General features: G+C 66.5%; 20 protein-coding genes. 6 read left to right on the top strand and 14 right to left on the bottom strand.

Translation table 11 applies throughout. From position 1 onward, the window contains the following. Positions 1-141: 141 nt before the first annotated feature. The gene (uvrB, locus tag ACCC97_RS25885; protein ID WP_007828183.1) at positions 142-2,259 is read right to left on the bottom strand and encodes an excinuclease ABC subunit UvrB; all 2,118 of its coding nucleotides are present in this window, start codon (positions 2,257-2,259) and stop codon (positions 142-144) included. Between the two features lie 105 nt (positions 2,260-2,364). Here uvrB and ACCC97_RS25880 point away from each other — a divergent pair, with 105 nt between their 5' ends. The 4 genes from ACCC97_RS25880 to ACCC97_RS25865 all read left to right on the top strand — a co-directional run bounded on the left by ACCC97_RS25880 (position 2,365) and on the right by ACCC97_RS25865 (position 6,419). Further along, positions 2,365-3,561, top strand: a complete 1,197-nt coding sequence (locus ACCC97_RS25880; protein ID WP_413335808.1) for an amino acid aminotransferase — start codon at positions 2,365-2,367, stop codon at positions 3,559-3,561. A 154-nt stretch (positions 3,562-3,715) separates the two neighbouring features. After that, complete coding sequence (locus tag ACCC97_RS25875; protein WP_007828179.1) at positions 3,716-5,122, top strand: polyhydroxyalkanoate depolymerase; 1,407 nt, start codon at positions 3,716-3,718, stop codon at positions 5,120-5,122. 20 nt (positions 5,123-5,142) lie between these two features. Next, complete coding sequence (locus tag ACCC97_RS25870; RefSeq protein WP_413335806.1) at positions 5,143-5,784, top strand: RnfABCDGE type electron transport complex subunit B; 642 nt, start codon at positions 5,143-5,145, stop codon at positions 5,782-5,784. Further along, positions 5,781-6,419 (top strand): LysE family translocator, encoded by a 639-nt coding sequence (locus ACCC97_RS25865; protein ID WP_413314657.1) that lies wholly within the window; start codon positions 5,781-5,783, stop codon positions 6,417-6,419. Before ACCC97_RS25870 ends, ACCC97_RS25865 begins: the two co-directional genes overlap by 4 nt. Positions 6,420-6,531: 112 nt before the next feature. Here ACCC97_RS25865 and ACCC97_RS25860 read toward each other — a convergent pair whose 3' ends face one another. Then, positions 6,532-7,446, bottom strand: a complete 915-nt coding sequence (locus ACCC97_RS25860) for an EamA family transporter (protein ID WP_413335804.1) — start codon at positions 7,444-7,446, stop codon at positions 6,532-6,534. Between the two features lie 116 nt (positions 7,447-7,562). Here ACCC97_RS25860 and ACCC97_RS25855 point away from each other — a divergent pair, with 116 nt between their 5' ends. After that, positions 7,563-8,060, top strand: coding sequence for an Lrp/AsnC family transcriptional regulator (locus tag ACCC97_RS25855; RefSeq protein WP_007828166.1), 498 nt, complete (start codon positions 7,563-7,565; stop codon positions 8,058-8,060). On the opposite strand, the gene ACCC97_RS25850 is transcribed toward ACCC97_RS25855, so the two are convergent. The 7 genes from ACCC97_RS25850 to scpA are packed head-to-tail and all read right to left on the bottom strand — an operon-like array spanning position 8,050 to position 16,904. Then, positions 8,050-8,538 carry a VOC family protein gene (locus ACCC97_RS25850; RefSeq protein WP_007828164.1) on the bottom strand — a complete coding sequence of 163 codons (489 nt, stop codon included), beginning with the start codon at positions 8,536-8,538 and terminating at the stop codon, positions 8,050-8,052. The two genes, ACCC97_RS25855 and ACCC97_RS25850, sit on opposite strands and share 11 nt — an antisense overlap. Further along, a complete protein-coding gene (gene bioB / locus ACCC97_RS25845) occupies positions 8,535-9,563 on the bottom strand; it encodes a biotin synthase BioB (protein WP_413335802.1) in 1,029 nt (342 codons plus the stop codon). Before bioB ends, ACCC97_RS25850 begins: the two co-directional genes overlap by 4 nt. After that, entirely contained in the window at positions 9,563-11,611 is a 2,049-nt protein-coding gene (gene accC, locus ACCC97_RS25840) for an acetyl-CoA carboxylase biotin carboxylase subunit (RefSeq protein ID WP_413335800.1), read from the bottom strand. The genes bioB and accC overlap by 1 nt, the downstream gene beginning before the upstream one ends. Positions 11,612-11,631: 20 nt before the next feature. Beyond that, positions 11,632-13,176, bottom strand: coding sequence for an acyl-CoA carboxylase subunit beta (locus ACCC97_RS25835; RefSeq protein ID WP_007828159.1), 1,545 nt, complete (start codon positions 13,174-13,176; stop codon positions 11,632-11,634). A 40-nt stretch (positions 13,177-13,216) separates the two neighbouring features. Beyond that, on the bottom strand, positions 13,217-14,266 hold the full coding sequence (meaB, locus tag ACCC97_RS25830; protein ID WP_056598027.1) for a methylmalonyl Co-A mutase-associated GTPase MeaB: 1,050 nt from the start codon (positions 14,264-14,266) through the stop codon (positions 13,217-13,219). Next, a complete protein-coding gene (locus ACCC97_RS25825) occupies positions 14,260-14,733 on the bottom strand; it encodes a GNAT family N-acetyltransferase (protein ID WP_007828155.1) in 474 nt (157 codons plus the stop codon). The genes meaB and ACCC97_RS25825 overlap by 7 nt, the downstream gene beginning before the upstream one ends. Before the next feature lie 8 nt (positions 14,734-14,741). Then, on the bottom strand, positions 14,742-16,904 hold the full coding sequence (scpA, locus tag ACCC97_RS25820; protein WP_413335797.1) for a methylmalonyl-CoA mutase: 2,163 nt from the start codon (positions 16,902-16,904) through the stop codon (positions 14,742-14,744). Between the two features lie 128 nt (positions 16,905-17,032). On the opposite strand from scpA, the gene ACCC97_RS25815 reads away from it, so the two are divergent. Further along, the gene (locus ACCC97_RS25815) at positions 17,033-17,668 is read left to right on the top strand and encodes a GntR family transcriptional regulator (RefSeq protein ID WP_007828153.1); all 636 of its coding nucleotides are present in this window, start codon (positions 17,033-17,035) and stop codon (positions 17,666-17,668) included. Positions 17,669-17,771: 103 nt separating this feature from the next. On the opposite strand, the gene ACCC97_RS25810 is transcribed toward ACCC97_RS25815, so the two are convergent. The 5 genes from ACCC97_RS25810 to ACCC97_RS25790 all read right to left on the bottom strand — a co-directional run. Next, positions 17,772-18,557 carry an IclR family transcriptional regulator gene (locus ACCC97_RS25810; protein WP_007828152.1) on the bottom strand — a complete coding sequence of 262 codons (786 nt, stop codon included), beginning with the start codon at positions 18,555-18,557 and terminating at the stop codon, positions 17,772-17,774. Positions 18,558-18,719: 162 nt separating this feature from the next. Beyond that, positions 18,720-19,709: a tRNA dihydrouridine(20/20a) synthase DusA gene (gene dusA / locus ACCC97_RS25805; protein ID WP_007828151.1), complete on the bottom strand. Its 990-nt coding sequence runs from the start codon at positions 19,707-19,709 to the stop codon at positions 18,720-18,722. Between the two features lie 129 nt (positions 19,710-19,838). Further along, a complete protein-coding gene (locus ACCC97_RS25800) occupies positions 19,839-21,176 on the bottom strand; it encodes an HlyD family type I secretion periplasmic adaptor subunit (RefSeq protein ID WP_413335794.1) in 1,338 nt (445 codons plus the stop codon). Between the two features lie 61 nt (positions 21,177-21,237). Continuing rightward, entirely contained in the window at positions 21,238-22,950 is a 1,713-nt protein-coding gene (locus ACCC97_RS25795; RefSeq protein ID WP_007828148.1) for a type I secretion system permease/ATPase, read from the bottom strand. A 52-nt stretch (positions 22,951-23,002) separates the two neighbouring features. Beyond that, positions 23,003-26,608 (bottom strand): beta strand repeat-containing protein (locus ACCC97_RS25790; RefSeq protein WP_413335792.1); only part of this gene is annotated, 3,606 nt, incomplete at its 5' end.

The raw sequence follows: 26,608 nt of genomic DNA, 5'->3' as shown, positions 1-26,608 counted from the left end.
TTTTTAAATGAACCGGCCACCCCCTACATAAACACATAAGCCTTCGGCGGCAGCGTCATTTGTTAAAAACAGACCGGGGGTGGGTAAAACCCCAGCGCGGTTCGCTTGAAGAATGCGAACCTCCGAACTAGCGCGGTCCGCCTACTGCGGCAGGATCGCGATGTTGTCGCCGCCCGACGCCCCGAATGCCTGCTCCCGCAGCAGCGCCAGTTGGTCGCGCACCCGGGCCGCCTTCTCGAATTCGAGGTTGCGGGCGTGTTCCAGCATCTGCTTTTCAAGCCGCTTGATTTCCCGGGCGATGTCCTTCTCGCTCATGTCTTCGACCTTGGCGCGTTCCAGGTCGAGCTTGGCCATTTCCTTGCCGGTCTTCTCGCTGTAGACGCCGTCGATCAGGTCGCGCACCTGCTTGACGATGCTGCGCGGCGTAATGCCATTGGCTTCGTTGTGGGCGATCTGCCTGGCGCGGCGGCGCTCGGTTTCGTCGATGGCCTTCTTCATCGAATCGGTCATCCGGTCGGCGTACAGGATGGCCTTGCCATTCAGGTTCCGCGCAGCCCGTCCAATGGTCTGGATCAGCGACCGTTCGGCGCGCAGGAAGCCCTCCTTGTCGGCATCGAGGATCGCCACCAGCGAAACCTCGGGAATGTCGAGCCCCTCGCGCAGCAGGTTGATGCCCACCAGCACGTCGAAAGTGCCCAGGCGCAGATCGCGCAGGATTTCCACCCGCTCGACGGTGTCCACGTCGCTGTGCAGGTAGCGCACCTTCACGCCGTTGTCGCCCAGGTAATCGGTCAGCTGCTCGGCCATGCGCTTGGTCAGCGTGGTGATGAGCACGCGCTCGTTCTTCTCGACGCGGATGCGGATCTCGCCCAGCACGTCGTCCACCTGGTGCGTGGCGGGCCGCACCTCGACTTCGGGGTCGATCAGCCCGGTGGGCCTGACCAGCTGTTCGACCACGTTGCCGGCATGGTCCTTCTCGTACTGCGCCGGCGTGGCCGAGACGAAGATGCACTGGCGCATGCGGGTCTCGAACTCCTCGAGCTTGAGCGGGCGGTTGTCCAGCGCGCTCGGCAGGCGAAAACCATATTCGACCAGCGTGGTCTTGCGCGCCCGGTCGCCGTTGTACATGCCGCCGAGCTGGCCGATCATCTGGTGGCTCTCGTCGAGGAACATCAGCGCGTCCTTCGGCAGATAGTCGGTCAGCGTGGCCGGCGGCTCACCCGGCGCAGCGCCCGAGAGGTGGCGGGTGTAGTTCTCGATGCCCTTGCAGTGGCCGATTTCGGCGAGCATCTCGAGGTCGAAGCGGGTGCGCTGCTCCAGCCGCTGCGCCTCGACCAGCTTGCCCGCGCCCACCAGTTCCTTGAGCCGTTCGCCCAGCTCGATCTTGATGGTTTCCACCGCCGCCATGACCTTGTCGCGCGGCGTCACGTAGTGGCTCGACGGATACACGGTGAAGCGCGGCACCTTCTGCCGGATGCGCCCCGTCAGCGGGTCGAAGAGCTGCAGCGACTCGATCTCGTCGTCGAACAGTTCGAAGCGGATCGCCAGTTCGCTGTGCTCGGCCGGAAACACGTCGATGGTGTCGCCTCGCACGCGGAAGGTGCCCCGGGCGAAGTCCTGCTCGTTGCGCAGGTACTGCATGCGGATCAGCCGCGAGATCAGGTCGCGCTGGCCGACCTTGTCGCCGACGCGGGCAATCAGCCGCATCTCCATGTAGTCCTCGGGCGTGCCGATGCCGTAGATGGCGCTTACCGTGGCCACGATCACCGTGTCGCGCCGCTCCAGCACGCTCTTGGTGGCCGACAGCCGCATCTGCTCGATGTGCTCGTTGATGGACGAGTCTTTCTCGATGAACAGGTCGCGCTGCGGCACGTAGGCCTCGGGCTGGTAGTAGTCGTAGTAGCTGACGAAGTACTCGACGGCGTTCTTCGGGAAGAACTCGCGGAATTCGCTGTAGAGCTGCGCCGCCAGCGTCTTGTTGGGCGCGAACACGATGGCCGGGCGGCCCAGCCGGGCGATCACGTTGGCCATGGTGTAGGTCTTGCCCGAACCGGTCACGCCCAGCAGGGTCTGGAACACCTCGCCGTCGATCACGCCCTCGACCAGCCCCTCGATGGCCGTCGGCTGGTCGCCGGCCGGCGGATAGGGCTGGAAAAGCTCGAAGGGCGAGCCCGGATAGCGGACGAATTCCCCCTGTTTCGCCGGGCCGATCGGGTCCAGTTTCTTCAGGTCTGCTATGGCTTCGTTGTTCTCTGGCATGGCTGTTCCCGACAGGTGGCGCTCGCGCCGGTAAAATTCAAGGCAACCGGAAAGGATAAAGCCTCCTCCGGTTGCAGCGCAGCTTTCATCCCAAAGGACCTTTCCATGTCTATGTTCACCGCGGTCGAAATGGCACCGCGCGACCCGATCCTCGGCCTCAACGAGCAATTTGCAGCCGATACCAACCCCAGCAAGGTCAATCTCGGCGTCGGCGTCTATTACGACGACAACGGCAAACTGCCCCTGCTCCAGTGCGTGCAGGCGGCCGAGCAGAACATGATGAAAGCGCCCACGGCGCGCGGTTATCTCCCGATCGACGGCATTGCCGCGTACGACAACGCCGTGAAGGCGCTGGTCTTCGGCGCCGACAGCGAACCCGTCACCTCGGGCCGCGTCGCCACCATCCAGGCCATCGGCGGCACCGGCGGCCTGAAGGTCGGCGCCGACTTCCTGAAGAGGCTCAACCCCAACGCCAAGGTGCTGATCAGCGACCCGAGCTGGGAAAACCACCGCGCGCTGTTCACCAACGCGGGCTTCGAAGTCGAAAGCTACCCCTACTACGACGCAGCCACGCGCGGCATCAACTTCGACGGCATGCTGGCCGCCCTGAACGCGGCGCCGGCCGGCACCATCGTCGTGCTGCATGCCTGCTGCCACAACCCGACCGGCTACGACATCACCTCGGCCCAGTGGGACCAGGTGGTCGCCGCCGTCAAGGCCAAGGGCCTCGTGCCCTTCCTCGACATGGCCTACCAGGGCTTCGGCTACGGCCTGAAGGAAGACGGCGCGGCCGTCGCCAAGTTCGTCGATGCCGGCCTGACCTTCTTCGTGTCGACCTCGTTTTCGAAGAGCTTCAGCCTGTACGGCGAACGCGTGGGTGCCCTGTCGGTGCTGTGCGAAAGCAAGGAAGAAGCGGGCCGCGTGCTGTCGCAGCTCAAGATCGCCATCCGCACCAACTACAGCAACCCGCCCACGCACGGCGGCGCCGTGGTGGCTGCAGTGCTCAACAACGCCGAGCTGCGCGCCCTCTGGGAAAAGGAACTCGGCGAGATGCGCGTGCGCATCAAGGCCATGCGCCAGAAGCTGGTCGACGGCCTCAAGGCTGCAGGCGTGAAACAGGACATGAGCTTCATCACCACGCAGATCGGCATGTTCAGCTACTCGGGCCTGACCAAGGACCAGATGGTGCGCCTGCGCAACGAGTTCGGCGTGTACGGCACCGACACCGGTCGCATGTGCGTGGCCGCGCTCAACAGCAAGAACATCGACTACGTCTGCGCGTCGATTGCCAAGGTCATCTGACGGTCAGCTAGATGTGAGGGAATTCGTTTCACGACAATTCCTTCACATTTGGTGAAAAATGGTCCCGGTGGGGGATCTACGTAGGGGTAAGGCCCCTGCACCTTGCCGACGGCGCTGATATATTGCACCGCAACATTCCACTCCAACACCAGCGATGCTCTACCAACTCTACGAAGCCCAGCGTTCCTTGATGGAGCCCTTCTCGGACTTCGCCCAGGCGGCCTCCAAGCTCTACGGCCAGGGCGCCGTGTGGGGCCAGGTGCCCATGGCCCAGCGCATGGCCGCCGGCTACGACCTGCTCTACCGGCTCGGCAAGGACTACGAGAAGCCCGAGTTCAACATCAAGTCGGTGAAGGTCGACGGTGAAGATGTGGTGATCCAGGAGGCCGTCGAGCTCGACAAGCCGTTCTGCGAGCTGCGCCGCTTCAAGCGCTTCACCGACGAGCCGCACATTCTCAAGACGCTCAAGAGCCAGCCCGTGGTGCTGATCGTGGCGCCGCTGTCGGGCCATTACTCCACGCTGTTGCGCGACACCGTACGCACCATGCTGCAGGACCACAAGGTCTACATCACCGACTGGAAGAACGCGCGCCTCGTGCCGCTGTCGGAAGGCGAGTTCCACCTCGACGACTACATCAACTATGTGCAGGAGTTCATCCGCCGCCTGCAGGCCGAATATGGCAACTGCCACGTGGTGAGCGTGTGCCAGCCGACCGTGCCGGTGCTGGCCGCCGTGTCGCTGATGGCCAGCCGCGGCGAGCAGCTGCCGCTGACCATGACCATGATGGGCGGGCCCATCGATGCGCGCAAGTCGCCCACCGCGGTCAACAACCTCGCGATGAACAAGAGCTTCGAGTGGTTCGAGAACAACGTGATCTATCGCGTACCGCAGGGCTTCCCCGGCGCAGGCCGCAAGGTCTATCCCGGCTTCCTGCAGCACACCGGCTTCGTGGCAATGAACCCCGACCGCCACGCCAGCAGCCACTACGACTACTTCAAGGACCTGATCAAGGGCGACGACGCCAGTGCCGAGGCGCACCGCAAGTTCTACGACGAGTACAACGCCGTGCTCGACATGGACGCCGATTACTACCTCGAGACCATTCGCACCGTGTTCCAGGAGTTCAACCTGGTCAATGGCACCTGGGACGTCAAGAACCCCAAGGGCCAGGTGGAGCGCGTGCATCCGCAGGACATCCATTCCACCGCCCTGCTCACGATCGAAGGCGAACTCGACGACATCTCGGGCTCGGGCCAGACCGAAGCCGCGCACAGCCTGTGCACCGGCATCGCCGACGACAAGCGCGAGCACTACGAAGTCAAGGGCGCAGGCCACTACGGCATCTTCAGCGGCCGCCGCTGGCGCGAACTGGTCTATCCGAAGGTGCTGAAGTTCATCGCGGCCAACGACCAGCCGCAAAGCCGTGCCGGCAACCGTGGCGGCCTCGCAGCAGAGGACACGATCAAGCCGGAGCGCAAGGCAGCCGCCGTCGCGGCCAAGAAAGTTCCAGTGAAGAAGGCCGCGAGCGTGGCCGTGAAGAAAAGGCCGACTGCGCGCTGAAGCGCGCGCAGCTTCACCCCATGGACGGGCTCGCCGCACGCATCAACGACGCGCTGCCTCAAACGCAGTGCACGCGGTGCGGCTACCCGGATTGCGCAAGCTACGCCCAGGCCGTGGCCGGCGGCGAGGCCGGCATCAACCAGTGCCCGCCGGGCGGTGCCGAAGGCATCGAGCGGCTCGCGCAACTCACCGGCCGCGCCGCCCTTCCCCTCGATGCCCAATTCGGCACCGAAGGCCCGCGCGCCATGGCGGTCATCGACGAAGCCTGGTGCATCGGCTGCACGCTGTGCCTCGATGCCTGCCCCACCGACGCCATCGTCGGCATCAACAAGCGGATGCACACCGTGATCGAAGCCCACTGCACGGGCTGCGAGTTGTGCATTCCGGTCTGCCCCGTCGACTGCATCTCGCTCGAAGTCGAGACGCCCGGCCTCAGTGGCTGGCAGGCCTGGTCGACTGAACAAGCTGTCAGCGCGCGGCGCCGCTACGAGGTGCATGGCCGGCACCGCAACACCGACGCGCGGCTGGCCGACAAGGCGCCCGAGCCCGAAGCCCTGCAAGACGCCGGCGCCCGCAAGCGCGCCATCGTCGAAGCCGCACTGGCGCGTGCCCGCGCCGCCTCGCAACAACGACAACGCCCGCCGACCACCACCAAGCCATGACACTCGACACCCTGCTCATCTACGTCGTCGCCTCGCTCGCGTTGGCCCTGATTCCGGGGCCGACGATGCTGCTGGCGCTGTCCAACGGCATCGAAGGCGGCATGCGCCGTGCAAGTTGGGGGATTGCCGGCGCGTCGCTCGGCAGCGTCACGCTGATCGCCGTCGTCGCGCTCGGGCTGGGCTCGCTGCTCGCGGCTTCGGAGTGGCTCTTCAACGCGATCCGCATCGCCGGCGTGGCGTACCTCGTGTGGCTGGGCATCAAGCTCTGGCGCAGCGAGGCCGCCGACCTCGGCACGGCGCTGGCCAAGTCGCCGCTCGAGGTCCGGCCACAGGGCCGCGTGGCGCTGATGCGCAGCCTCGCGGTGGCATTGTCGAATCCGAAGACGGTGCTGTTCTTCGCTGCCTTCCTGCCGCAGTTCATCGACATCGCGAAGCCGCAAGGCCCGCAGTACCTGCTGCTGGGCACGGTGTTCGTCGCACTCGACACCTGCGTGATGCTGGCCTATGCGTCGGCCGGCACGCAGGCCGTGCGCTTTCTCTCGCAGCGCGGCCTCAAGGCCATGAACCGCAGTTGCGCAGCCGGCATGTGGCTGCTCGCGGCTACGCTTGCGGTGTGGCGCCGCCCCGGCGCATAGCAAAGCTCTCCCCCAGGCTTCGCGCACTTCGTGTCGCTCCGCCACCCCCCTTCCGGGGGCAACACCTGCGGCCCGGCAAAGCCGGTTCCGCGGTGTTACCGGAAATCGAGTTTCATGCTCTTCGCTTGAAGAGCATCAGCAGCACACCAGCCAAGACGACGGCCACGGCGTACCACTCGAAGCGAGTGACCGTCTCGTTGGCGATCCACACGCCCAGCAGCATCGCGATCACCGGATTGACGAAGGTGTAGCTCGCGGCCAGCGCAGCAGGCGCCTTCGCGAGCAGGACCATGTAGGCGTTGAAGGCAATCAGCGAACCGAACACCACGAGGTAGATCCACGCGGCGACCGCTTCGGGCTGCAGCGGCCAGCTCATCGTTTCGCCGGACATCGCGGCAAGCCCCATCAGCACCAGGCCGCCGCAAAGCATCTCGCTCGCAAAGCCCATCGCGCCGGGCGCCAGCAGCAGGCTGCGCTGGCTCAGCACACTGCCCAGCGACCAGCAGACGCAGGCGATGCAGATGGCGATCAGCCCGTCGGGCGAGGAACGGAAACCGCTGCCCTGCGTCAGCATCAGCACGCCGACGAGGCCGAGCGCGATGCCAGCGGCCTCCAGCCGCGACGGCTTCACGCCCCAGATCAGGTTCATCAGCGCAATCAGCAGCGGGATCACCGCGATGAACGCCACCACCAGCCCCGAGCCGATCGACACCTCGGCATTCGCCGTGCCGCCCATGCCACCGCCGAGCATCAGCGCGCCGACGACGAAGGCATTGCGCCACTGCGCGAGCGATGGCCACGGCGCGCCGCGCCAGCGCATCCAGAGCGCCAGCAGCACGCCCGCGAACAGGAAGCGCGAGCCCATCTGCAGAAACGGCGGAAAACTGATCAGGGCGTACTTGATCGCGAGGTAGGTCGAGCCCCAGACCACCCACGTGGCGGCGAGGCAGAGCCACAGCAGCAGCGGCGGCAGCCCAGGGCGCGCGGCAATGGGTGCAGCTTGGGCGGGAGAAGCGAGAGTCGGCATGTGGAGAGTGTTTCTTCTTGGTGTGAGATGCCGGTCATGGTATGAAAGCGATCCCCCGGCAGCCATGCAAGATTCATGGTTCTGCCCTCGCCAAACCGTCGATTTAAAGGAGTTGCATGGACTTTTCCTTGAATCCCGCCCTGGACGCCCACGACACCCGCATCCTCGCCGAACTGCAGAACGACGCGCGCCTGACCATGGCAGAACTGGGCCGCCGCGTGCACCTGAGCCAGCCCGCCGTGACCGAACGCGTGAAGAAGCTGGAGGCCGCGGGCGTGATCAGCGGCTACCGCGCGACGGTGAACCTCGGCAAGCTCGGCTACGGCATCCGCGCGATCATCCGCGTGGGCCGCGCCGACTACGCGCGTGTGGTGGAACTGGTGCAGCAGACGCCCGAATGCGTCAATGCCTACAACGTGACCGGCGACGACAGCTGGATCCTCGAGATCGCGGTGATCGACGTGAGCCACCTCGATGCGGTGGTCACCAAGTTCTGCATCCTCACCGAGACGGCGACCTCGATCATCCTGAACCCGGCGCGCGAGCACCAGCCGATGCTGCCGCCTCAGCGTTCGGACGTCAGGCCGCCGATCAAGAAAGTACTTAACGCGTAGCGGCCAGCGCGCTGAAGGCTGCCACCACCTCGGGTGGCGCCTGCACCATCTCGATCAGCACGCCCTCGCCCGCGATCGGAAACTCGTCGCTCGCCTTCGGATGCAGGAAGCAGATGTCGAAGCCGGCCGCGCCCTTGCGGATGCCACCGGGCGCAAAGCGAACGCCCTGCGCCGTGAGCCACTCGACGGCCCTGGGCAGGTCGTCGATCCACAGGCCCACGTGGTTGAGCGGCGTGGTGTGCACGGCGGGCTTCTTCTCGGGGTCCAACGGCTGCATGAGGTCGACCTCGACCTTGAACGGCCCCGCGCCCATCGCGCAGATGTCTTCGTCGACATTCTCGCGCTCGCTCTTGAAGGTGCCCGTGACTTCGAGCCCCAGCATGTCGACCCAGAGCTTCTGCAGCCGCAGCTTGTCGGGTCCGCCGATGGCGATCTGCTGGATGCCCAGGACCTTGAAGGGGCGTGCGTTGGTGCTCATGCCGCGCAACCTTCCGGCTGCTCCTGCACCTGCCGCGCATTGAGCCCGAGCTTGCGCAGCAGCACCGTGTCGGCCTCGACGTCGGGGTTGCCGGTGACGAGCAGCTTGTCGCCGTAGAAGATCGAATTCGCGCCCGCCATGAAGCACAGCGCCTGCACCGCATCGCCCATCTGCTGGCGCCCGGCCGACAGCCGCACGCGCGCGGTCGGCATGGTGATGCGGGCCACTGCGATCATGCGCACGAAGTCGAAGGGATCGACCGGCTCCGAATCGGCCAGCGGCGTGCCGGGCACGCGCACCAGGCTGTTGATCGGCACCGACTCGGGGTACGGGTTCAGGTTGGCCAGCTGCGCGATCAGCCCCGCGCGGTGCACCGGCGCCTCGCCCATGCCGACGATGCCGCCGCAGCACACGCTGATGCCGGCGCTGCGCACATGGGCCAGGGTGTCGAGCCGGTCCTGGTAGGTGCGCGTGTCGACCACGTCGGTGTAGTACTCGGGCGCGGTGTCGAGGTTGTGGTTGTAGTAGTCCAGGCCCGCAGCCTTGAGCTGGTGCGCGTGGTGCGGCTCCAGCATGCCGAGCGTGGCGCAGGTCTGCAGGCCCAGCCCCTTCACGGCCTCGACCAGCACCGCCACCTTCTCGACGTCGCGGTCTTTCGGCGCCCGCCATGCGGCGCCCATGCAGAAGCGCGTGGCGCCGGCGTCCTTGGCGGCCTGCGCGGCGCGCACCACCTCGTCGACTTCCATGAGCTTCTGCGCCTTCACGCCGGTGTCGAACTCGGCCGACTGCGGGCAGTAGCCGCAGTTCTCGGGGCAGCCGCCGGTCTTGACCGAGAGCAGCGTCGCCAGTTCGATATCGCCTTCCGGGAAGTGCTGGCGATGCACGGTCTGCGCCTCGAACAGCAGGTCCATCAGCGGCTTGTCGAGAAGCGCCTGTATCGCTTCGACCGTCCATGGCCCTTGCGGCGCCGCGGCCTTCGCAGGCCGGTGCAGCGTGATCGTTTGTTGCAAGTCGTTGGCACCCATCAGTTGAACTCCAGAATGATCTGATCGACGGCGAGCGACTCGCCCTTTTCCGCCGAAATCTTGCCCACCACGCCGTCCTGCGAAGCGAACAGCACGTTTTCCATCTTCATGGCCTCGATCACGGCCAGCTTCTCGCCGGCCCGCACCTGCTGCCCCGGCTGCACCGACACCTCGACCAGCAGGCCCGGCATCGGCGACATCAGGAACTTGCTCAGGTCCGGCGGCGCCTTGTAGGGCATGAGTTCGAGCAGCCGCGCGCCCAGCGGCGACAGCACCATCGCCTCGATCTGCGTGCCGTCGTGCGACACGCGCAGCGCCAGCGGGTTCTTGCCCGCCCCGCGCTCGACCTGCGCGGTGAAGGGCCGGTCGTTGACCGTGCCCTGCACGCGGATGGCGCCGAGCGCAAAGCCGCTGTCGATCTTGTAGTTCTTGCCGCCGACGGCGACCGCGCTCGCGCCAGTCTTGCCGTGGAAATCGGTGACCGACACCGGGTGGTGCACATGCTTGCCTTCCGGCCCCATCTCCACCACGACGAACTGCTCGCCCACCTTCACGCCGTGACCTTCGAGCTGCCCGCTGATGCCCGATGCGCGCGCGCGATAGCGGCGGTGCACGTAGGCCGCGAGCGCAACCAGGAACGACGGATCGGTGTGCGGCACGTCTTCCGCATGGAAGCCCTTGCCGTAGTGCTCGGCGATGAAGCCGGTGTTGAAATCGCCCGCCACGAATTTCGGATGCGCGAGCAGCGCGGCCTGGAACGGGATATTGCTGCTGATGCCGCGGATCACGAAGCCGTTGAGCGCCTCGCGCATGCGGGCAATCGCGTGCTGCCGATCCTTGCCGTGCACGATGAGCTTGGCGATCATCGAGTCGTAGTACATCGGGATCTCGCCGCCGTCGTACACGCCGGTGTCCACCCGCACGCCGTTCAGATGCTCGGTGTCGCTTGCGAACATGGTCTCGGCCGGCGGCTGGAACTTCACCAGGCGGCCGGTCGAAGGCAGGAAGCTGCGGAACGGGTCCTCGGCGTTGATGCGGCATTCGATGGCCCAGCCATTGCGCTTCACCTGCTCCTGCGTGAGCGGCAGCGCCTCGCCGGCCGCCACGCGGATCATCAGCTCCACCAGGTCGAGGCCGGTGATGCACTCCGTGACCGGGTGCTCCACCTGCAGCCGCGTGTTCATTTCCAGGAAGTAGAAGCTCTGGTCCTTGCCGACCACGAACTCCACCGTGCCCGCGCTCTGGTACTTCACGGCCTTGGCCAGTTGCACCGCCTGCTCGCCCATCGCCTTGCGCGTGGCATCGGAGATGAAGGGCGACGGCGCCTCCTCGATTACCTTCTGGTGGCGGCGCTGGATGGAGCATTCGCGCTCGTTCAGGTAGATCACGTTGCCGTGCGAATCGCCCAGCACCTGGATCTCGATGTGGCGCGGCTCCTCGACGAACTTCTCGATGAACACGCGGTCGTCGCCGAAGCTGTTGCGCGCCTCGTTGCGGCAGGAGGTGAAGCCCTCGAAGGCCTCGTTGTCGTTGAAGGCCACGCGCAGGCCCTTGCCGCCGCCGCCGGCCGAGGCCTTGATCATCACCGGATAGCCGATGTCCTTCGCGATCTCGACCGCGCGCTCGGCCGTCTCGATGGCATCGTTCCAGCCCGGGATGGTGTTCACCTTGGCCTCGTTCGCGAGCTTCTTGGAGGCGATCTTGTCGCCCATGGCGGCGATCGAATAGTGCTTCGGCCCGATGAAGGCGATGCCCTCCTCCTCGACCTTGCGCGCGAAAGCTTCGTTCTCCGAGAGGAAGCCGTAGCCCGGATGCACGGCCTCGGCGCCGGTCTTCTTGCAGGCCGCGATGATGCGGTCGGCCTGCAGGTAGCTCTCGCGGCTGGGCGCGGCACCGATGTGCACGGCCTCGTCGGCCAGCTCGACGTGGCGGGCTTCCTTGTCGGCGTCGGAGTAGACGGCGACGGTGAGGATGCCCATCTTCTTGGCCGTTTGAATGACGCGGCAGGCGATTTCGCCACGGTTCGCAATCAGGATCTTCTTGAACATGTTCTTCTTCTCCGTGCCCGTCACAGGGGGATGTTGCCGTGCTTGCGCCACGGGTTCTCGAGCTTCTTCTCGCGCAGCATCACCAGCGAGCGGCAAATGCGCTTGCGCGTCTCGTGCGGCAGGATCACGTCGTCGATGTAGCCGCGCGCGCCAGCCACATACGGGTTGGCGAAGCGGGCCTTGTACTCGGCCTCGCGGGCGGCGAGCTTTTCCGGATCGTTCTTGTCCTCGCGGAAGATGATTTCCACGGCGCCTTTGGCGCCCATCACCGCGATCTCGGCGCGCGGCCAGGCGAGGTTGACGTCGCCGCGCAGGTGCTTGGAGGCCATCACGTCGTAGGCGCCGCCGTAGGCCTTGCGGGTGATGACGGTGATCTTCGGCACCGTGCATTCGGCGTACGCGTAGAGCAGCTTGGCGCCGTGCTTGATGATGCCGCCGTACTCCTGGCCGGTGCCGGGCATGAAGCCGGGCACGTCGACGAAGGTAACCACGGGAATGTTGAAGGCGTCGCAGAAGCGCACGAAGCGCGCGGCCTTGATGCTCGACTTGATGTCGAGGCAGCCCGCCAGCACCAGCGGCTGGTTGGCCACGATGCCGATGGTCTGGCCTTCCATGCGGGCGAAGCCGATCACGATGTTCTTCGCATAGTCGGGCTGCAGCTCGAAGAAATCGCCATCGTCCACCACCTTGAGGATCAGCTCCTTGATGTCGTAGGGCTTGTTCGGGTTGTCGGGCACCAGCGTGTCGAGCGAATAGTCGGGCCGGTCGGCCGGATCGCCCTGGCCGTTGTTGCCCAGGCGCACCGGCGGCTTCTCGCGGTTGTTGAGCGGCAGGTAGTTGTACAGGCGGCGCAGCATCATCAGCGCCTCGACGTCGTTCTCGAACGCCATGTCGGCCACGCCGCTGCGCGTGGTGTGGGTGACGGCGCCGCCGAGCTCTTCGGCAGTGACGCTTTCATGTGTCACGGTCTTCACCACCTCAGGGCCGGTGACGAACATGTAGCTCGAGTCCTTCACCATGAAGATGAAGTCGGTCATGGCCGGCGAGTACACCGCGCCGCCCGCGCACGGGCCCATGATCATGCTGATCTGCGGCACCACGCCCGAGGCCATCACGTTGCGCTGGAACACGTCGGCATAGCCGCCGAGCGAGGCCACGCCCTCCTGGATGCGCGCCCCGCCCGAGTCATTGAGACCGATGACTGGTGCACCGACCTTCATGGCCTGGTCCATCACCTTGCAGATCTTCTCGGCATGGGCCTCGCTGAGCGCGCCGCCGAAGACAGTGAAGTCCTGGCTGAACACGAACACGAGGCGGCCGTTGATCATGCCGTAGCCGGTGACCACGCCGTCGCCGGGGATCTTCTGCTCGGCCATGCCGAAATCGACCGAGCGGTGCTCGACGAACATGTCCCACTCTTCGAAGGTGCCGTCGTCCAGCAGCAGCTCGATGCGTTCGCGCGCCGTGAGTTTGCCCTTGGCGTGCTGCGCGTCGATGCGCTTCTGCCCCCCGCCGAGACGCGCCTGGGCGCGACGCTTTTCGAGTTGTTCGATCAGTTCTTGCATGGTGTGCTTCCGAAGCTGTGGTCCTGAATTTCGTGTGGTGTCATGGCCTGGCGGTGATGGCGGCCGCCGCAAGCAATTGGCGCGCCGCGGTCGATGCGGGCAACGTGCCCTGTGCCACCTGCTGCGTGAGTTCGGGCAGCAGCTCGCGCACCTGCGGGTGATGCCTGAAGGCGTGCTTGAGCCCCGCGTCGATGCGCTCCCACATCCACGCGGTGGCCTGCTTCTCGCGGCGTTTGGCGAGCCTGCCGTTGGCGGTCTGCAGTTGCCTGAACTGCGTGACGGCGTCCCAGAACGCGTCGACGCCCGTGCCTGCCAACGCGCTGAGCTGCAGCACCTTGGGCAGCCAGAAGCGCACCTCCGTGCCGCTATGCGCGTCGTGCACCGCATGCGCGTGGTCCGGGTTGCCCTGGTGGCCGAAAAGGCGCAGCGCCGAGGTGATCTGCGCCTGCGCGCGCGTGGCGGCATCCTTGTCGATGTCGGCCTTGTTGATGACGACCAGGTCGGCGAGCTCCATCACGCCCTTCTTGATCGCCTGCAGGTCGTCGCCCGCGTTGGGCAGCTGCATCAGCACGAACATGTCGGTCATGCCGGCCACCGCCGTTTCGCTCTGGCCCACGCCCACGGTCTCGACGATCACGATGTCGTAGCCGGCCGCCTCGCACACCAGCATCGCCTCGCGCGTCTTCTCGGCCACGCCACCCAGCGTGCCGCTCGACGGGCTGGGCCGGATGTAGGCGCGCTCGTGCACCGAGAGGTGCTCCATGCGCGTCTTGTCACCGAGGATGGAGCCGCCCGACACGGTGGACGAAGGATCGATGGTAAGCACCGCCACGCGATGCCCCTTGCCGATCAGCAGCAGGCCCAGCGTCTCGATGAAGGTCGACTTGCCCACACCGGGCACGCCCGAGATGCCGAGGCGAAACGAGTTCCCGGTGCGCGGCAGCAGCGCGGTGAGCAGCTCGTCGGCCTGCGCGCGGTGGTCGTCGCGGGTCGATTCGAGCAGCGTGATCGCCTTGGCGATCGCGCGGCGCTGCGACATGCCCGACGTATCGACGACCGCGCTTTCCAGCGCTTGCACGGTGTTCAGCACGCGTCCTCCGGAGACACGCGCCAGCGGTAATGCAGGTCGACGCCCTCCTCGCCTTCGAGCACGAAGCCGTGCCGCAAATAGAAGCGGTTGGCGTCGCTCTGCACGAGCGCAGTGAGCTTGATGTCGAGATGCTGCTCGCGCGCCTGCGACTTGGCCCACTCCAGCACCCATTCGCCGATGCCCAGCCCCTGGAAGCCTGTGCGCAGGTAGAGGTGCTCGAGGCGCAGCGCGTCGCTGCCCTCGGGCTTGAGTGTGACGAAGCCGATGCGCTGGTCGCCGTCGAGCACGATGTGGTGCATGTAGGGCACCACGAAGCCCGCGTTCAGGCGTTCGCGCGAACGCGCCGGGTCGAAGCGGCCCACGCGCTCCAGGCTCGGGCGCATCGCGTCGATGCGCAAGGCCAGCATGGCCTCGAAATCGCTGGAATCCACCGGCTGCAGCGACAGCCGCGACAAGAGATCGCCCACGTCGCTTCTCAGGCCGAGACCGCCGCGCGGATCTGTTCCAGCACGTCCTTGGCGCTGGCCGGAATCGGCGTGCCCGGGCCGTAGATGCCCTTGACGCCGGCCTCGTAGAGAAAGTCGTAGTCCTGCCGCGGGATCACACCGCCGACGAAGACGATGATGTCGTCCGCGCCCTGCTTCTTCAGCTCGTCGATGATGGCCGGCACCAGCGTCTTGTGGCCGGCGGCCAGCGTGCTGACGCCGACAGCGTGCACGTCGTTCTCGATGGCCTGCCGCGCGCACTCTTCGGGCGTCTGGAACAGGGGGCCCATGTCGACGTCGAAACCCAGGTCGGCAAAGGCCGTGGCCACCACCTTGGCGCCGCGGTCGTGACCGTCCTGCCCGAGCTTGGAAATCATCACGCGCGGACGGCGCCCCTGTTCTTCGGCGAAGGCGTTGATTTCGGTCTTCAGCGCTTCCCAGCCCTCGGCCGAATCGTAGGCAGCAGCGTACACACCGGTCACCTTTTGCGTGTCGGCCCGATGGCGGCCGAATGATTTTTCGAGCGCATCCGAAATCTCGCCCACCGTGGCGCGCAGGCGCACCGCATCGATGCTGAGTGCGAGCAGGTTGCCGGTGCCGTTCTCCGCGGCTTCGGTCAGCGCGTCGAGCGCGGCCTGCACCTTGGCGCCGTCGCGCGAGGCGCGGATCTTCTGCAGCCGCGCGACCTGCTGCTCGCGCACCATCACGTTGTCGATGGAGAGGCTGTCGATCGCATCCTCGGTCTTGAGCTTGTACTTGTTGACGCCCACGATCACGTCCTTGCCCGAGTCGATGCGCGCCTGCTTCTCGGCGGCGGCCGCCTCGATCTTGAGCTTGGCCCAGCCGCTGTCGACCGCCTTGGTCATGCCGCCCATCGCCTCGACCTCTTCGATGATGGCCCAAGCCGCATCGGCCATGTCCTGCGTGAGCTTCTCCATCATGTAGCTGCCGGCCCAGGGGTCGATCACGCTCGTGATGTGCGTCTCTTCCTGGATGATGAGCTGCGTGTTGCGCGCGATGCGGGCGCTGAACTCGGTGGGCAGAGCGATGGCTTCGTCGAGCGCATTGGTGTGCAGCGACTGCGTGCCGCCGAACACCGCGGCCATCGCCTCGATGGTGGTGCGCACCACGTTGTTGTACGGGTCCTGCTCGGTGAGGCTCCAGCCCGAGGTCTGGCAGTGCGTGCGCAGCATCAGGCTCTTGGGGTTCTTCGGGTTGAACTCCTTCATGATGCGGCACCACAGCAGGCGCGCTGCGCGCATCTTGGCGACTTCAAGATAGAAGTTCATGCCGATGGCCCAGAAGAAGCTCAGGCGACCGGCAAAGCCGTCCACATCGAGGCCCTTGGCCAGCGCGGTCTTCACGTACTCCTTGCCGTCGGCCAGCGTGAAGGCCAGTTCCAGCGCCTGGTTGGCGCCGGCTTCCTGCATGTGGTAGCCGCTGATCGAGATCGAGTTGAACTTGGGCATCTTCTGCGCCGTGTACTCGATGATGTCGCCGATGATCCGCATGCTCGGCGCTGGCGGAAAGATGTACGTGTTGCGGACCATGAACTCCTTGAGGATGTCGTTCTGGATGGTTCCGCTGAGCTGGTCTTGCGCCACGCCCTGCTCTTCGGCCGCGACCACGTAGCCCGCGAGCACCGGCAGCACGGCGCCGTTCATCGTCATCGACACGCTGACCTTGTCCAGCGGGATCTGGTCGAACAGGATCTTCATGTCTTCCACCGAATCGATCGCCACGCCGGCCTTGCCGACGTCGCCCGTCACGCGCGGGTGGTCGCTGTCGTAGCCGCGGTGGGTGGCGAGGTCGAAGGCCACGCTCACGCCCTGGCCGCCGGCAGCCAGCGCCTTGCGGTAGAAGGCGTTCGATTCTTCGGCGGTGGAGAAGCCTGCGTACTGGCGGATGGTCCAGGGGCGCACCGCGTACATGGTGGCCTGCGGGCCGCGCAGGTAGGGCTCGAAGCCGGGCAGCGTGTCGGTGTACTTCAGGCCCTGCAGGTCGGCGGCGGTGTACAGCGGCTTCACGGCGATGCCGTCGGGCGTGATCCAGTTCAGCGCATTCACGTCGCCGCCCGGCGCTGACTTGGCAGCGGCCTTGGCCCAGGCTTCGAGATCGGCGGGCTTGAAAGAGGGTTCGGGTGTGCTGCTCATGAAGGGGCCGTTCGCAGGGTCTTTCAGGGTATTCGCAAATTCGCCTGCACGGATTTGCAAGCCGGCCGCGAGTCTAACCGATCCATAATTATTAATTCAAACCCCATTTTTGCAGTACAGTCCGGCCCATGTCCGCCGTTACCCTCACCCCCCGCGCCCTCTACGAAGAGGTGGCCGAGCTGCTGCGCCAGCGGATCTTCCGCCGCGAGCTGGAGCCCGGCAGCTGGATCGACGAACTCAAGCTGGCCGAGGAATACGGCATCAGCCGCACGCCGCTGCGCGAGGCCTTGAAAGTGCTGGCGGCCGAGGGCCTGGTCACGATGAAGGTGCGGCGCGGCGCCTACGTCACCGAGGTGTCGGAGCAGGACCTGGCCGACGTCTACCACCTGCTCTCACTGCTGGAAAGCGATGCCGCCGGCGTGGTGGCCGAGCGTGCCACCGACGCGCAGCGTGCGGAGCTGAAGGCGCTGCATGCCGAGCTGGAAGCCGCGGTCGGAAACCGCGAGCATTTCTTCGCGATCAACGAGCGCTTCCACATGCAGCTGCTGGCCATCGCCAACAACAAGTGGCGCGACCAGATGGTGGCCGACCTGCGCAAGGTGATGAAGCTCAACCGGCACAACTCGCTGTTGAAGGCGGGGCGCATTGCGGAGTCGCTGGCGGAGCACCGCTCGGTGATGGCCGCCATCGAGGCGCGCGACGCGGAAGCCGCCATGGCCCGCATGCGGGAGCACTTCCAGAACGGCCTCGAAGCCGCGAACTGAAACCTGCCAGCGCGGCGCCGTGCCGGCGAGGAACACCTCCATGGCGCATTGGAATGCGGCCGGGGCTACGTGCTGAAGCTGAGCAATCAGGGCCGAGCGCCCCTCATTCCTGGCTCGAGGTTCCTGCTTCCCCGGCGAGACGCTGCGCCGTCTCCAGCAGCAGCGGCGCGATGCGCACCACCATCGTGTCCTTGGGCAGCAGGTATGCGGGGCCGGCGCAGCTCACTGAGTAGCGTTCGCCGCGCGGGCCCTCCAGTGCGAAGGCGATGGCGTGGATGTGCGGATTCCATTCGCCGAAAGAGCCGCAGTAGCCCAGCCGGGCGTACTCGTCGAGGCCGGCCATCAGGCTGGGCTCGATGGCGCTCCAGCTCTCCCCGCTCTCGGCTCGGATCTGCGCCAGCAGTTCGGCCTGGTCCTGCGCCGGCAACGCCGCCAGGTAGGCGCGCCCGGCGGCCGAGGTGGCGATGGTCATGCGCGTGCCCACCTCGATGCGCGAGCTGATGACCATGGAACGCGGCCGCACCGAATCGATGATGAGCATGTCGAGTTCGTCGCGCACGCCCATGTGCACGCTCACGCCGGCCGATTCCGACAGCGCCGCCAGGTGCGGCCGCGCCACCGTGCGCAGGTCGAATTGGCGCAGGTAACGGCTGCTCATGTCGAGCAGCGCCGGGCCGAGGCTGAAGCGCTCGCTGTCCTGCGACTGTCGCAAATACCCCGCACTCACCAGCGTGGCGGTGAGCCGCGACACCGTGGCCTTGGGGATGCCCGTGGTGTCAGCCAGTTCGCGATTGCCTATGGGTGCCGATGCCATGCCGATGACCCTGAGGAGAGCCAGGCCCCTGGCGAGCGCACTTACCTCTTCTTTGCCGCCAACCGCGTCATTCATTTATCCAAACCTTTTTATGTCCCTGATGCTCCTCATTTTTCAGCAAAAAACGGTTGACGCGCCACTTATCGCGAAGTAGAGATTTCGAAACAATGTTTCAACAAAAGGCAGCAAGCCGCGGCGGGCCTGCTTTTGGGGAAAGCGTGCGATGCGTGTGGGGCTTCAGGCGGCTTGCGCAGCCGGCTCGCGCGCCATCGCCATCACCTCGTGCGCAGGCAGCATCTTGAGCCGGTGATCGCTCCAGACCTGGCGCCAGCGCCGCGCGCCCGGCAAGCCGTTGCGCAGGCCCAGCATGTGCCGCGCGATCGACCACCACTGCGTGCCATGCTCGGCCGCCTCGCGCGCCATGTAGTCGCACATCAGCGACTCGACCTCGTCGCGCGTCAGCGATTGCGCTTCTGCGCCGTAGAACTCTGCGTCCCACTCGGCCAGCCACCAGGGGTTGTGATACGCCTCGCGCCCGACCATCACGCCGTCGAGCAGGCGCAGGTGTTCGTGCACCTGTGCGCTGACCGAGATACCGCCGTTGATGGAAAACCGCAGCGACGGAAACTCGTGCTTCAGCCGGTGCACCAGCTCGTAGCGCAGCGGCGGAATCTCGCGGTTCTGCTTCGGGCTCAGTCCCTTCAGCCACGCATTGCGCGCGTGCACGATGAAGGTCTGGCAACCAGCCTCGCTCACCTGGCCCACGAAGTCGCGCACGAATTCGTAGCTCTCGATCTTGTCGATGCCGATGCGGTGCTTGACCGTGACGGGCACGCTCACCACATCGACCATCGCCTTCACGCAGTCGGCCACCAGTTGCGGCTCGTTCATCAGGCAGGCGCCGAAAGCGCCGCGCTGCACGCGCTCGCTCGGGCAGCCGCAGTTCAGGTTGATCTCGTCGTAGCCCCACTCTTCGCCGAGCTTCGCGCAGTGCGCCAGGTCCGCCGGCTCGCTGCCGCCCAGCTGCAGTGCGACCGGGTGTTCCTCGGCGTGGAAGCGCAGGTGCCGGGGCACGTCGCCATGCACCAGCGCACCGGTCGTCACCATCTCGGTGTAGAGCAATGCGTGGCGCGACAGAAGGCGATGGAAGTACCGGCAATGGCGGTCCGTCCAATCCATCATCGGTGCAACCGACAAGCGGCCGGCCCAGGTGTGTTCAATGTCCATAGATAACGATGACTTGCCGCTTCAGGTCCCGCCGAAGCAGCAGAACATTTTTCAAGCGCAAGGCGCGCACGGCGAATGCCCGCATTTTGCCCCCTGCGCCAGCGCCGCCGCACGCAGGGCTGCGGCGCATCAACGCTCGCGCGCGGCGCGGCGCAGCACCTGGGTGATCGGCTCCACCATGTACTGGAGCGCGGTGTGCTCCTCTCCCCGCAGGTAGATTTCGGCAGGCATGCCGGCGAGCAGCTTCAGGTCTCCCGCCGTCGCGAGAGAAGCCGGGTCGGCCTCGACCAGCACCGAGTAGTAGGGAGCGCCGGTCGCATGGTCGACCAGGCGGTCGCCCGACACATAGATCACCTTGCCGTGCACCAATTGCGTGGTGCGGTACTTGAATGCCGTGAACCGGATGTCGGCCGGCTGCCCGCGTTGAATCCGCCCGATGTCCTCGGGGCGGACGCGCGCATCGGTCACCAGGCGGGTGTCGTCCGGCACCACGTCGGCGATGGTCTCGCGAGGCGGGATCACCGCGCCGGGCGTCGAATACTTCAGATCGATGATCTCGCCGCTGGCCGGCGCCGTGATCACCTGGCGCGCCGAGGCGTCGGCCGACTTGCGCCGCTCCTGCTCGATCTCGGCCAGTCGCGCCGCCGTGACCTTGAGCTGGTCGCTCGCCTGCTGGCGGTAGTCGCTCTCGAGCGAGCGGATGCGCAGATCGGCATCGACCGTGCGCTGCTCGGCGCGCGCCAGCTCCGCGCGCCGCTCCTCGATCTTCACGCCGTAGTCGGCCACGGTGCCTTCGAGCTGCGCGATGCGCGTGGCCGAAATGAAGCCATCCTTGAGCAGCTTGCGGTTGGTCTCCAGATCGTTCTTCTGGAACTTCATCGACTCGCTCGCCTGCATGATCTGAGCGCGCAGCGCGCCGATCTCCTCGGCCACCTTCTCGCGCTGCGAACGCAGCAGGCGCACCTGCCCCACCAGCGCATCGCGCCGCGCCTCGAACAGCGCGCGCTCCTTGTCCAGTTGCGCTGCCAGGCGTGGGTCGGCCGCCGCGGTCTCGACCACGTCGGGAGCGAAGGTGATCGTGCGCGCCATGGTCTGCTCCGCGTCGAGCCGCGCGAGGCTGGCGCGCTCGGTCTTGACGCGGTGGTCCAGCCGGTTCCTGTCGGCATCGACCGAGACGTCGCCCAGCACCAGCAGGGGCTCGCCCAGCCGCACATGCTGGCCGTCGCGCACCAGGACCTCGCGCACGATGCCGCCTTCGGCATGCTGCACCGGGCGCCGGTTCAGGTCCACCTTCACATAGGCCTGCGCCACCACGGCGGACGACAGCGGCGCGAAGCCCAGCCACGCGGCGGCCGGCAGAAATCCGCAGACCAGCACGGCCAGGCCCCAGTGCATCAGGCGGCGCGCTTCGCGCATATGCAGCGCAAGAGGGTCGTTGGCCGCGATGGCATGCGCCGTGTGAGTCATCGGACAACCTCCGTGCTGCGCACTGCGGTGCGAGCTTGCTTGGGGCGGCCCGGCGCGGCGCTCATGACACCTTCTCCGCAGGGCGCGACGGCATCATCACCACCTGGGCGCTGCCCGTGTTCTGGCCCGAACGCCTGATCGTCTGCATCACCTCCGCCGCCGGTCCGTACTGCTTGACGCGGCCGGCCTCCAACACCAGGAGCTTGTCCATATGCTGCACCAGCGCGCTGCGGTGCGTGACCACGACCACCGTGACCTGCCCGCGCAGCGCCTTCAAGGCCTCGCCCAGCGCCAGTTCGCCCGCCCCGTCCAGGTTGGAGTTGGGCTCGTCCAGCACCAGCAGCTTCGGGTTGCCATAGAGCGCGCGTGCCAGCGCGATGCGCTGGCGCTGGCCCGGCGACAGCATCACGCCCATGTTGTCGACGACGGTGTCGTAGCCCTCGGGCAGCGCCAGGATCAGCGCATGCACGCCGGCGCGCTGTGCCGCCTGCACGACCTTGTCCGCATCGACCTCGCCCAACCGCGCGATGTTGTCGGCAACGGTGCCGGCGAACAGCTCGACATCCTGCGGCACATAGCCGAGCCAGGGGCCGAGTTCTTCGCGCGGCCATTGCGCGAGGTCGACCTCGTCCAGCCGTACGACACCTGCATGCGGCCGCCACAGGCCGGTCAACAGGCGCACCAGGGTCGACTTGCCGGCGCCGCTGGGGCCGGTGATGGCCAGCGACTCGCCGGGCTCCAGGCTCAGCGACACGCCCGCGAGGATCATCCGCTCGCCCTGCGGAGGCCGGAACACGAGGCCCTCCGCGTACAGGCGGCCACTCGGCGCCGGGAGCGCCATGCGTTGCGGCTGCCGCTCAGCGGCACCCAGCACCTCGGACAGGCGCGCGAAGGCAAGGCGCCCCTCGGCCAGCACGCGCCAACTCCCCACCACCTGTTCGACCGGCGCCAGCGCCCGGCCGAGCAGGATGGTGCAGGCCACCAGGATGCCCGGCGTGCCTTCGCCCGTGATGACGAGGTAGGCACCCAGTGCCTGCAACAGGACCTGCACCGCCTGGCGCGTGGTGCGCGTGAGCGCAGCCATCGCCACCGACTTGCGCGCGGTCGGCCCCTGCCGCGCGGCGACGCCGGCGTTGAGATCCCGCCAGCGCCCGATCACCGCCTCCCCCATTCCGAGCGATTGCGCCAGCTCCGCGTTCTGCATCGAGGATTCGAGGTAGCGCGTGGCCCTGGCAGCGTCCTTCTGCAGGGCTTCGATGTCGCGGCGCGTGATGCGGTCGTTCACCACGGCAAGGATGAGCATCAGCACCGACGCGGCGGCGGCGGCCATGCCCAGCATCGGATGCGCCATCCAGATGACCGCGACATAGACGAATGTCCATGGCACATCGAACAGGGCCAGCAGGCCCTGGGCGGAAAACAGGCTGCGCAGCGCCGCGACGTCGCGCAAGCCTTCGGAAGGCACGCGCTCGGCGCGCCGCGCCGTGCGGGCCAGCATGACCTTGGCCACCACCGGAGACAGTTGGTCGGCGATCAGATTGCCCGCGACGCCCTGCAGCCGGCTGCGCAGGTAGTCCAGCATCAGCATCAGGCCGAGCGCCACGGCGACGCCGATCAGCAGCACCAGCAGCGTCTCCCGGCTCTGGCTCGTCAGCACGCGGTCGAAAACCTGCAGCATGAAAAGCGCGGGGGCGAGCAGCAGCAGGTTCACGAAGAACGAGAAGCCCGCAACGAAAAGAAGCGGCCGCTCGAGAAGCTGGAGAAGAGGCTTCATGTCGATTTCTCTCTTGTGCTGCCACCCGCACCCGCGGGCGGCGGGCGGTTTCTCACAGCCCGACCTTGATGTCGTTGCTGTCGAAGGTGTCGGCCGGATTGCTCAGCGTCAACGTCGCCACCAGCGTGCGGTTGGCGGCGCCCAGGCCGTCGGCGTCGTAATACAGGTTGCCCGTCGCGCTGTCGTAGATCACGTGCACGCCCGCCCCCACCACGTCTCCCGCGCCACCGCCGTTCAAGGACGCGAACTCGGCCGCCGACAGCGTGCTTCCGCTCGCAGTCGTGAGGGCCGTGAACGTGCCGCGCGACAGCTCGATCAGGTCGCCGCTCGCCGCCGATCCCGACGCATCGAAGTCGGTGATCGAATCCACAGCATTGGGTGCCGAGTCGAAGACGAAGGTGTCGTTGTCCGCGCCGCCGGTGAGTATGTCGGCGCCGGCCCCACCGACGATGCGGTCGTCGCCCGCAAGGCCGTTGATCACGTCATTGCCGCCGCCGCCGCGCAATTGATCGTTCGACGCCGAACCGGTGATCGTGTCGGCGAAGGCCGTGCCGATGACGCCCTCGAAGTTCCTGTAGCTGTCGGTGCCAAGCCCGGCGGCGCTGGCATTGAAGCTCGTCGGGCTGCTGCTTTGCGTCAGCGTGAACGTGAGCCCGGCGGTGCCGTCCGAGAAGTCGAGCAGGTCACCGGTGCCCCCTGCCCCATCGAGCGTGTCGTTGCCGGCACCACCGCGGATGATGTCGTTCGAGGCGCTGCCGGTGAGGGTGTCGGCCAGGCCCGTTCCGATCACGCCTTCGATGTTCTGGTAGGTGTCGTTGTTACCGAGTCCGCCGGTGCCGTTGACGATGCTGGTAGATACGGCACTCTGGACCAGCGTGAAATTGACCGCCACGGTCCCATCCGAGAAGTCGAGCAGGTCCTCGGTGCCGGCACCGCCATCCATCGAGTCGTTGCTGCCCAGGCCGCCTCGCAGCACATCGTTGCCGGCACCGCCCGACAGGGTGTCGTTGCCGTCGCCACCGATCAGGAGGTCGTTGCCGGAAGAGCCGAGCAGCGTGTCGGCTCCGTTGCCGCTGCCTCCGATGAAGACGTCACCGCCCGCACCGCCGGTCAGGTTGTCGGCGCCGCCGCGGCCATCGATGAAGGAGGCCTGGTAGGTGCCGGCCGCGCTGAGATCGATCGTGTCGGCTGCGTTGCCGGTGGACACGGCCATGACGTCGATCGTTGCCGTTGCCGTGGCGGTGCCGCCGGCCCCGTCCGACACGGTGTACTGGAAACTGCCGGCCGCGGCGCCCGCCGTGCTGCCGCTGGTGAAGCTGATCGTGCCGTTGGTGGCGTCCAGGGTCAGGCCCGAAATCCCGACCGCGCCGCTGACGCCTGTGATCGTCAAGGCAAGACCGTCGATGTCGGTGTCGTTGCCGAGCAGCGAACTCGCCGACAGCGTGACCAGCGTGCTGCTGGACACGATGACCCTGTCGGTCGCGGCGACCGGGTCGTCGTTCACCGCGTTGACGGTGATGCTCGCCGTGTCGGTGGCGCTCGAGAACGCGGAGCTGCCTCCATTCGTCACGGTGCTGGCCGTGGTGCCTGCCGTGCCGCTCGTCTGGTCCCAGGCGTGGAAAGTGACGCCATTGCCGACTGTCCCATTGAAGTTCGAATTCGCCTGGAAGTAGACACGCGTGTTCGCGTCCGCGGCCAACAGCAGCGCGGACGCGTCCGACACCGCACCCACCGCTGCCCAGCTGGCGCCGCCATTGGTGGAATACCACCAGCTTCCGTTGGAGGCATTCACCCCCGACAACGCGATGCCGGTGATGGCGCCGTTGTCTGCATCGGTCACGTTGTCGAGGCCGCCGGCCGGCGGATTCAGATTCACCAGGCTCGATACGAGCGTCCCGACGGCCCCGACCGGTGCGCCGGCATCCTCGTTGACCGACGCCAGGGCGGGTGTCGCGGCAGCACTCAGGACGGGTGCATCGTTGGTTCCGGCGATGGTCACGGTCACAACCCGACTGGCGGTCCCGTCGGACGAGACTGCAGTGAAGCTGTCGCTGATTGATTGACCGGCGCCCAGTTGCTGGATCGCCGTCTGGCCGTCGTTGGCCGTGTAGGTCCAGTTGCCATCGGCTGCCAATGCGAAGCTGCCGTAGCCATTGCTGCCGGTGGTGCTCGCTTGAGGCGCAAAATTCGACTGGCCCGCATCCACGTCGGCAATCGTCAGCGCGCCGCTGGCCGCGAGACTGCCACCGGACACCGCAACGTCTTCTTGCACCGTAGCGCTGGCCATACCACCAATCGTCGGTACGTCGTTGGTCCCGGTGATCGTCACGGTCACCACTTGACTGGCCGTTCCGTCGGACGAGACTGCAGTGAAGCTGTCGCTGATCGTTTGACCTGCGCCAAGCTGTTGGATCGCCGTTTGGCCATTGTTGGCCGCGTAGGTCCAGTTGCCATTCGCCGCCAGCGTGAAGTTGCCATAGCCATGGCTGCCGGCAGTGCCCGCTTGGGGCGCGAAGTTCGACTGGCCCTGATCGACATCGGCAATCGTCAGCGCACCGCTGGTGCTCAGGTTCGGCGTCGAGGCATCCTCGGTCACCGCGCCGCTGGCGACGCCGCCGATCACTGGCACGTCGTTGGTGCCGGTGATCGTTACCGTCACCACTTGGCTGGCCGTTCCGTCGGACGAGACCGCGGTGAAGCTCTCGCTGATCGACTGACCTGCACCGAGCTGTTGGATCGCCGCTTGGCCATTGTTGGCCGTGTAGGTCCAGTTGCCATTGGCTGCGAGCGTGAAGTTGCCATAGCCGCTGCTTCCGGCAGTGCCAACCTGGGCTGCGAAGCTGGACTGGCCCGTATCCACATCGGCAATCGTCAGCGCACCACCGGTGCTCAGGTTCGGCGTCGATACGTCCTCGGTCACCGCGCCGCTGGCGACGCCGCCGATCACCGGCACGTCGTTGGTGCCGGTGATCGTCACCGTCACCACCTGGCTGGCCGTTCCATCGGAGGAAACTGCGGTGAAGCTGTCGCTGATCGATTGACCCGCGCCCAACTGTTGGATCGCGCTTTGGCTGTTGTCGGCCGCATAGGTCCAAGTGCTGTCGGTCGCCAGCGAGAAGTTGCCATAGCCGTTGCTGCCGCCGGTGCCGGCCTGAGGCGTGAAGTTGGATTGGCCCTGGTCGACATCGGCAATCGTCAGCGCGCCGCTGGTGCTGAGGTTCGGCGTCGAGGCATCCTCGGTCACCGCCCCGCTGGCCACGCCGCCGATCACCGGCACGTCGTTGGTCCCGGTGATCGTTACCGTCACGAGTTGGCTCGCCGTGCCGTCGGACGAGACTGCAGTGAAGCTGTCACTGATCGACTCCCCTGCACCCAGTTGTTGGATCGCCACCTGGCTGTTGTCGGCCGTGAAGCTCCAACTGCCATCGGCCGAGAGCGTGAAGCTGCCATAGCCGTTGCTGCCGCCGGTGCCGGTCTGAGGCGTGAAGTTGGATTGGCCCTGGTCGACATCGGCAATCGTCAGCGCACCGCCGGTGCTGAGGTTCGGCATCGAGGCATCCTCGGTCACCGCACCGCTGGCGACGCCGCCGATCACCGGCACGTCGTTGGTCCCGGTGATCGTTACCGTCACGAGTTGGCTCGCCGTGCCGTCGGACGA

It is taken from the genome of Variovorax sp. Varisp85 (genome assembly GCF_047304045.1).
Lineage (GTDB): Bacteria > Pseudomonadota > Gammaproteobacteria > Burkholderiales > Burkholderiaceae_C > Variovorax.
This window is presented reverse-complemented; position numbering and strand designations above follow the sequence as displayed.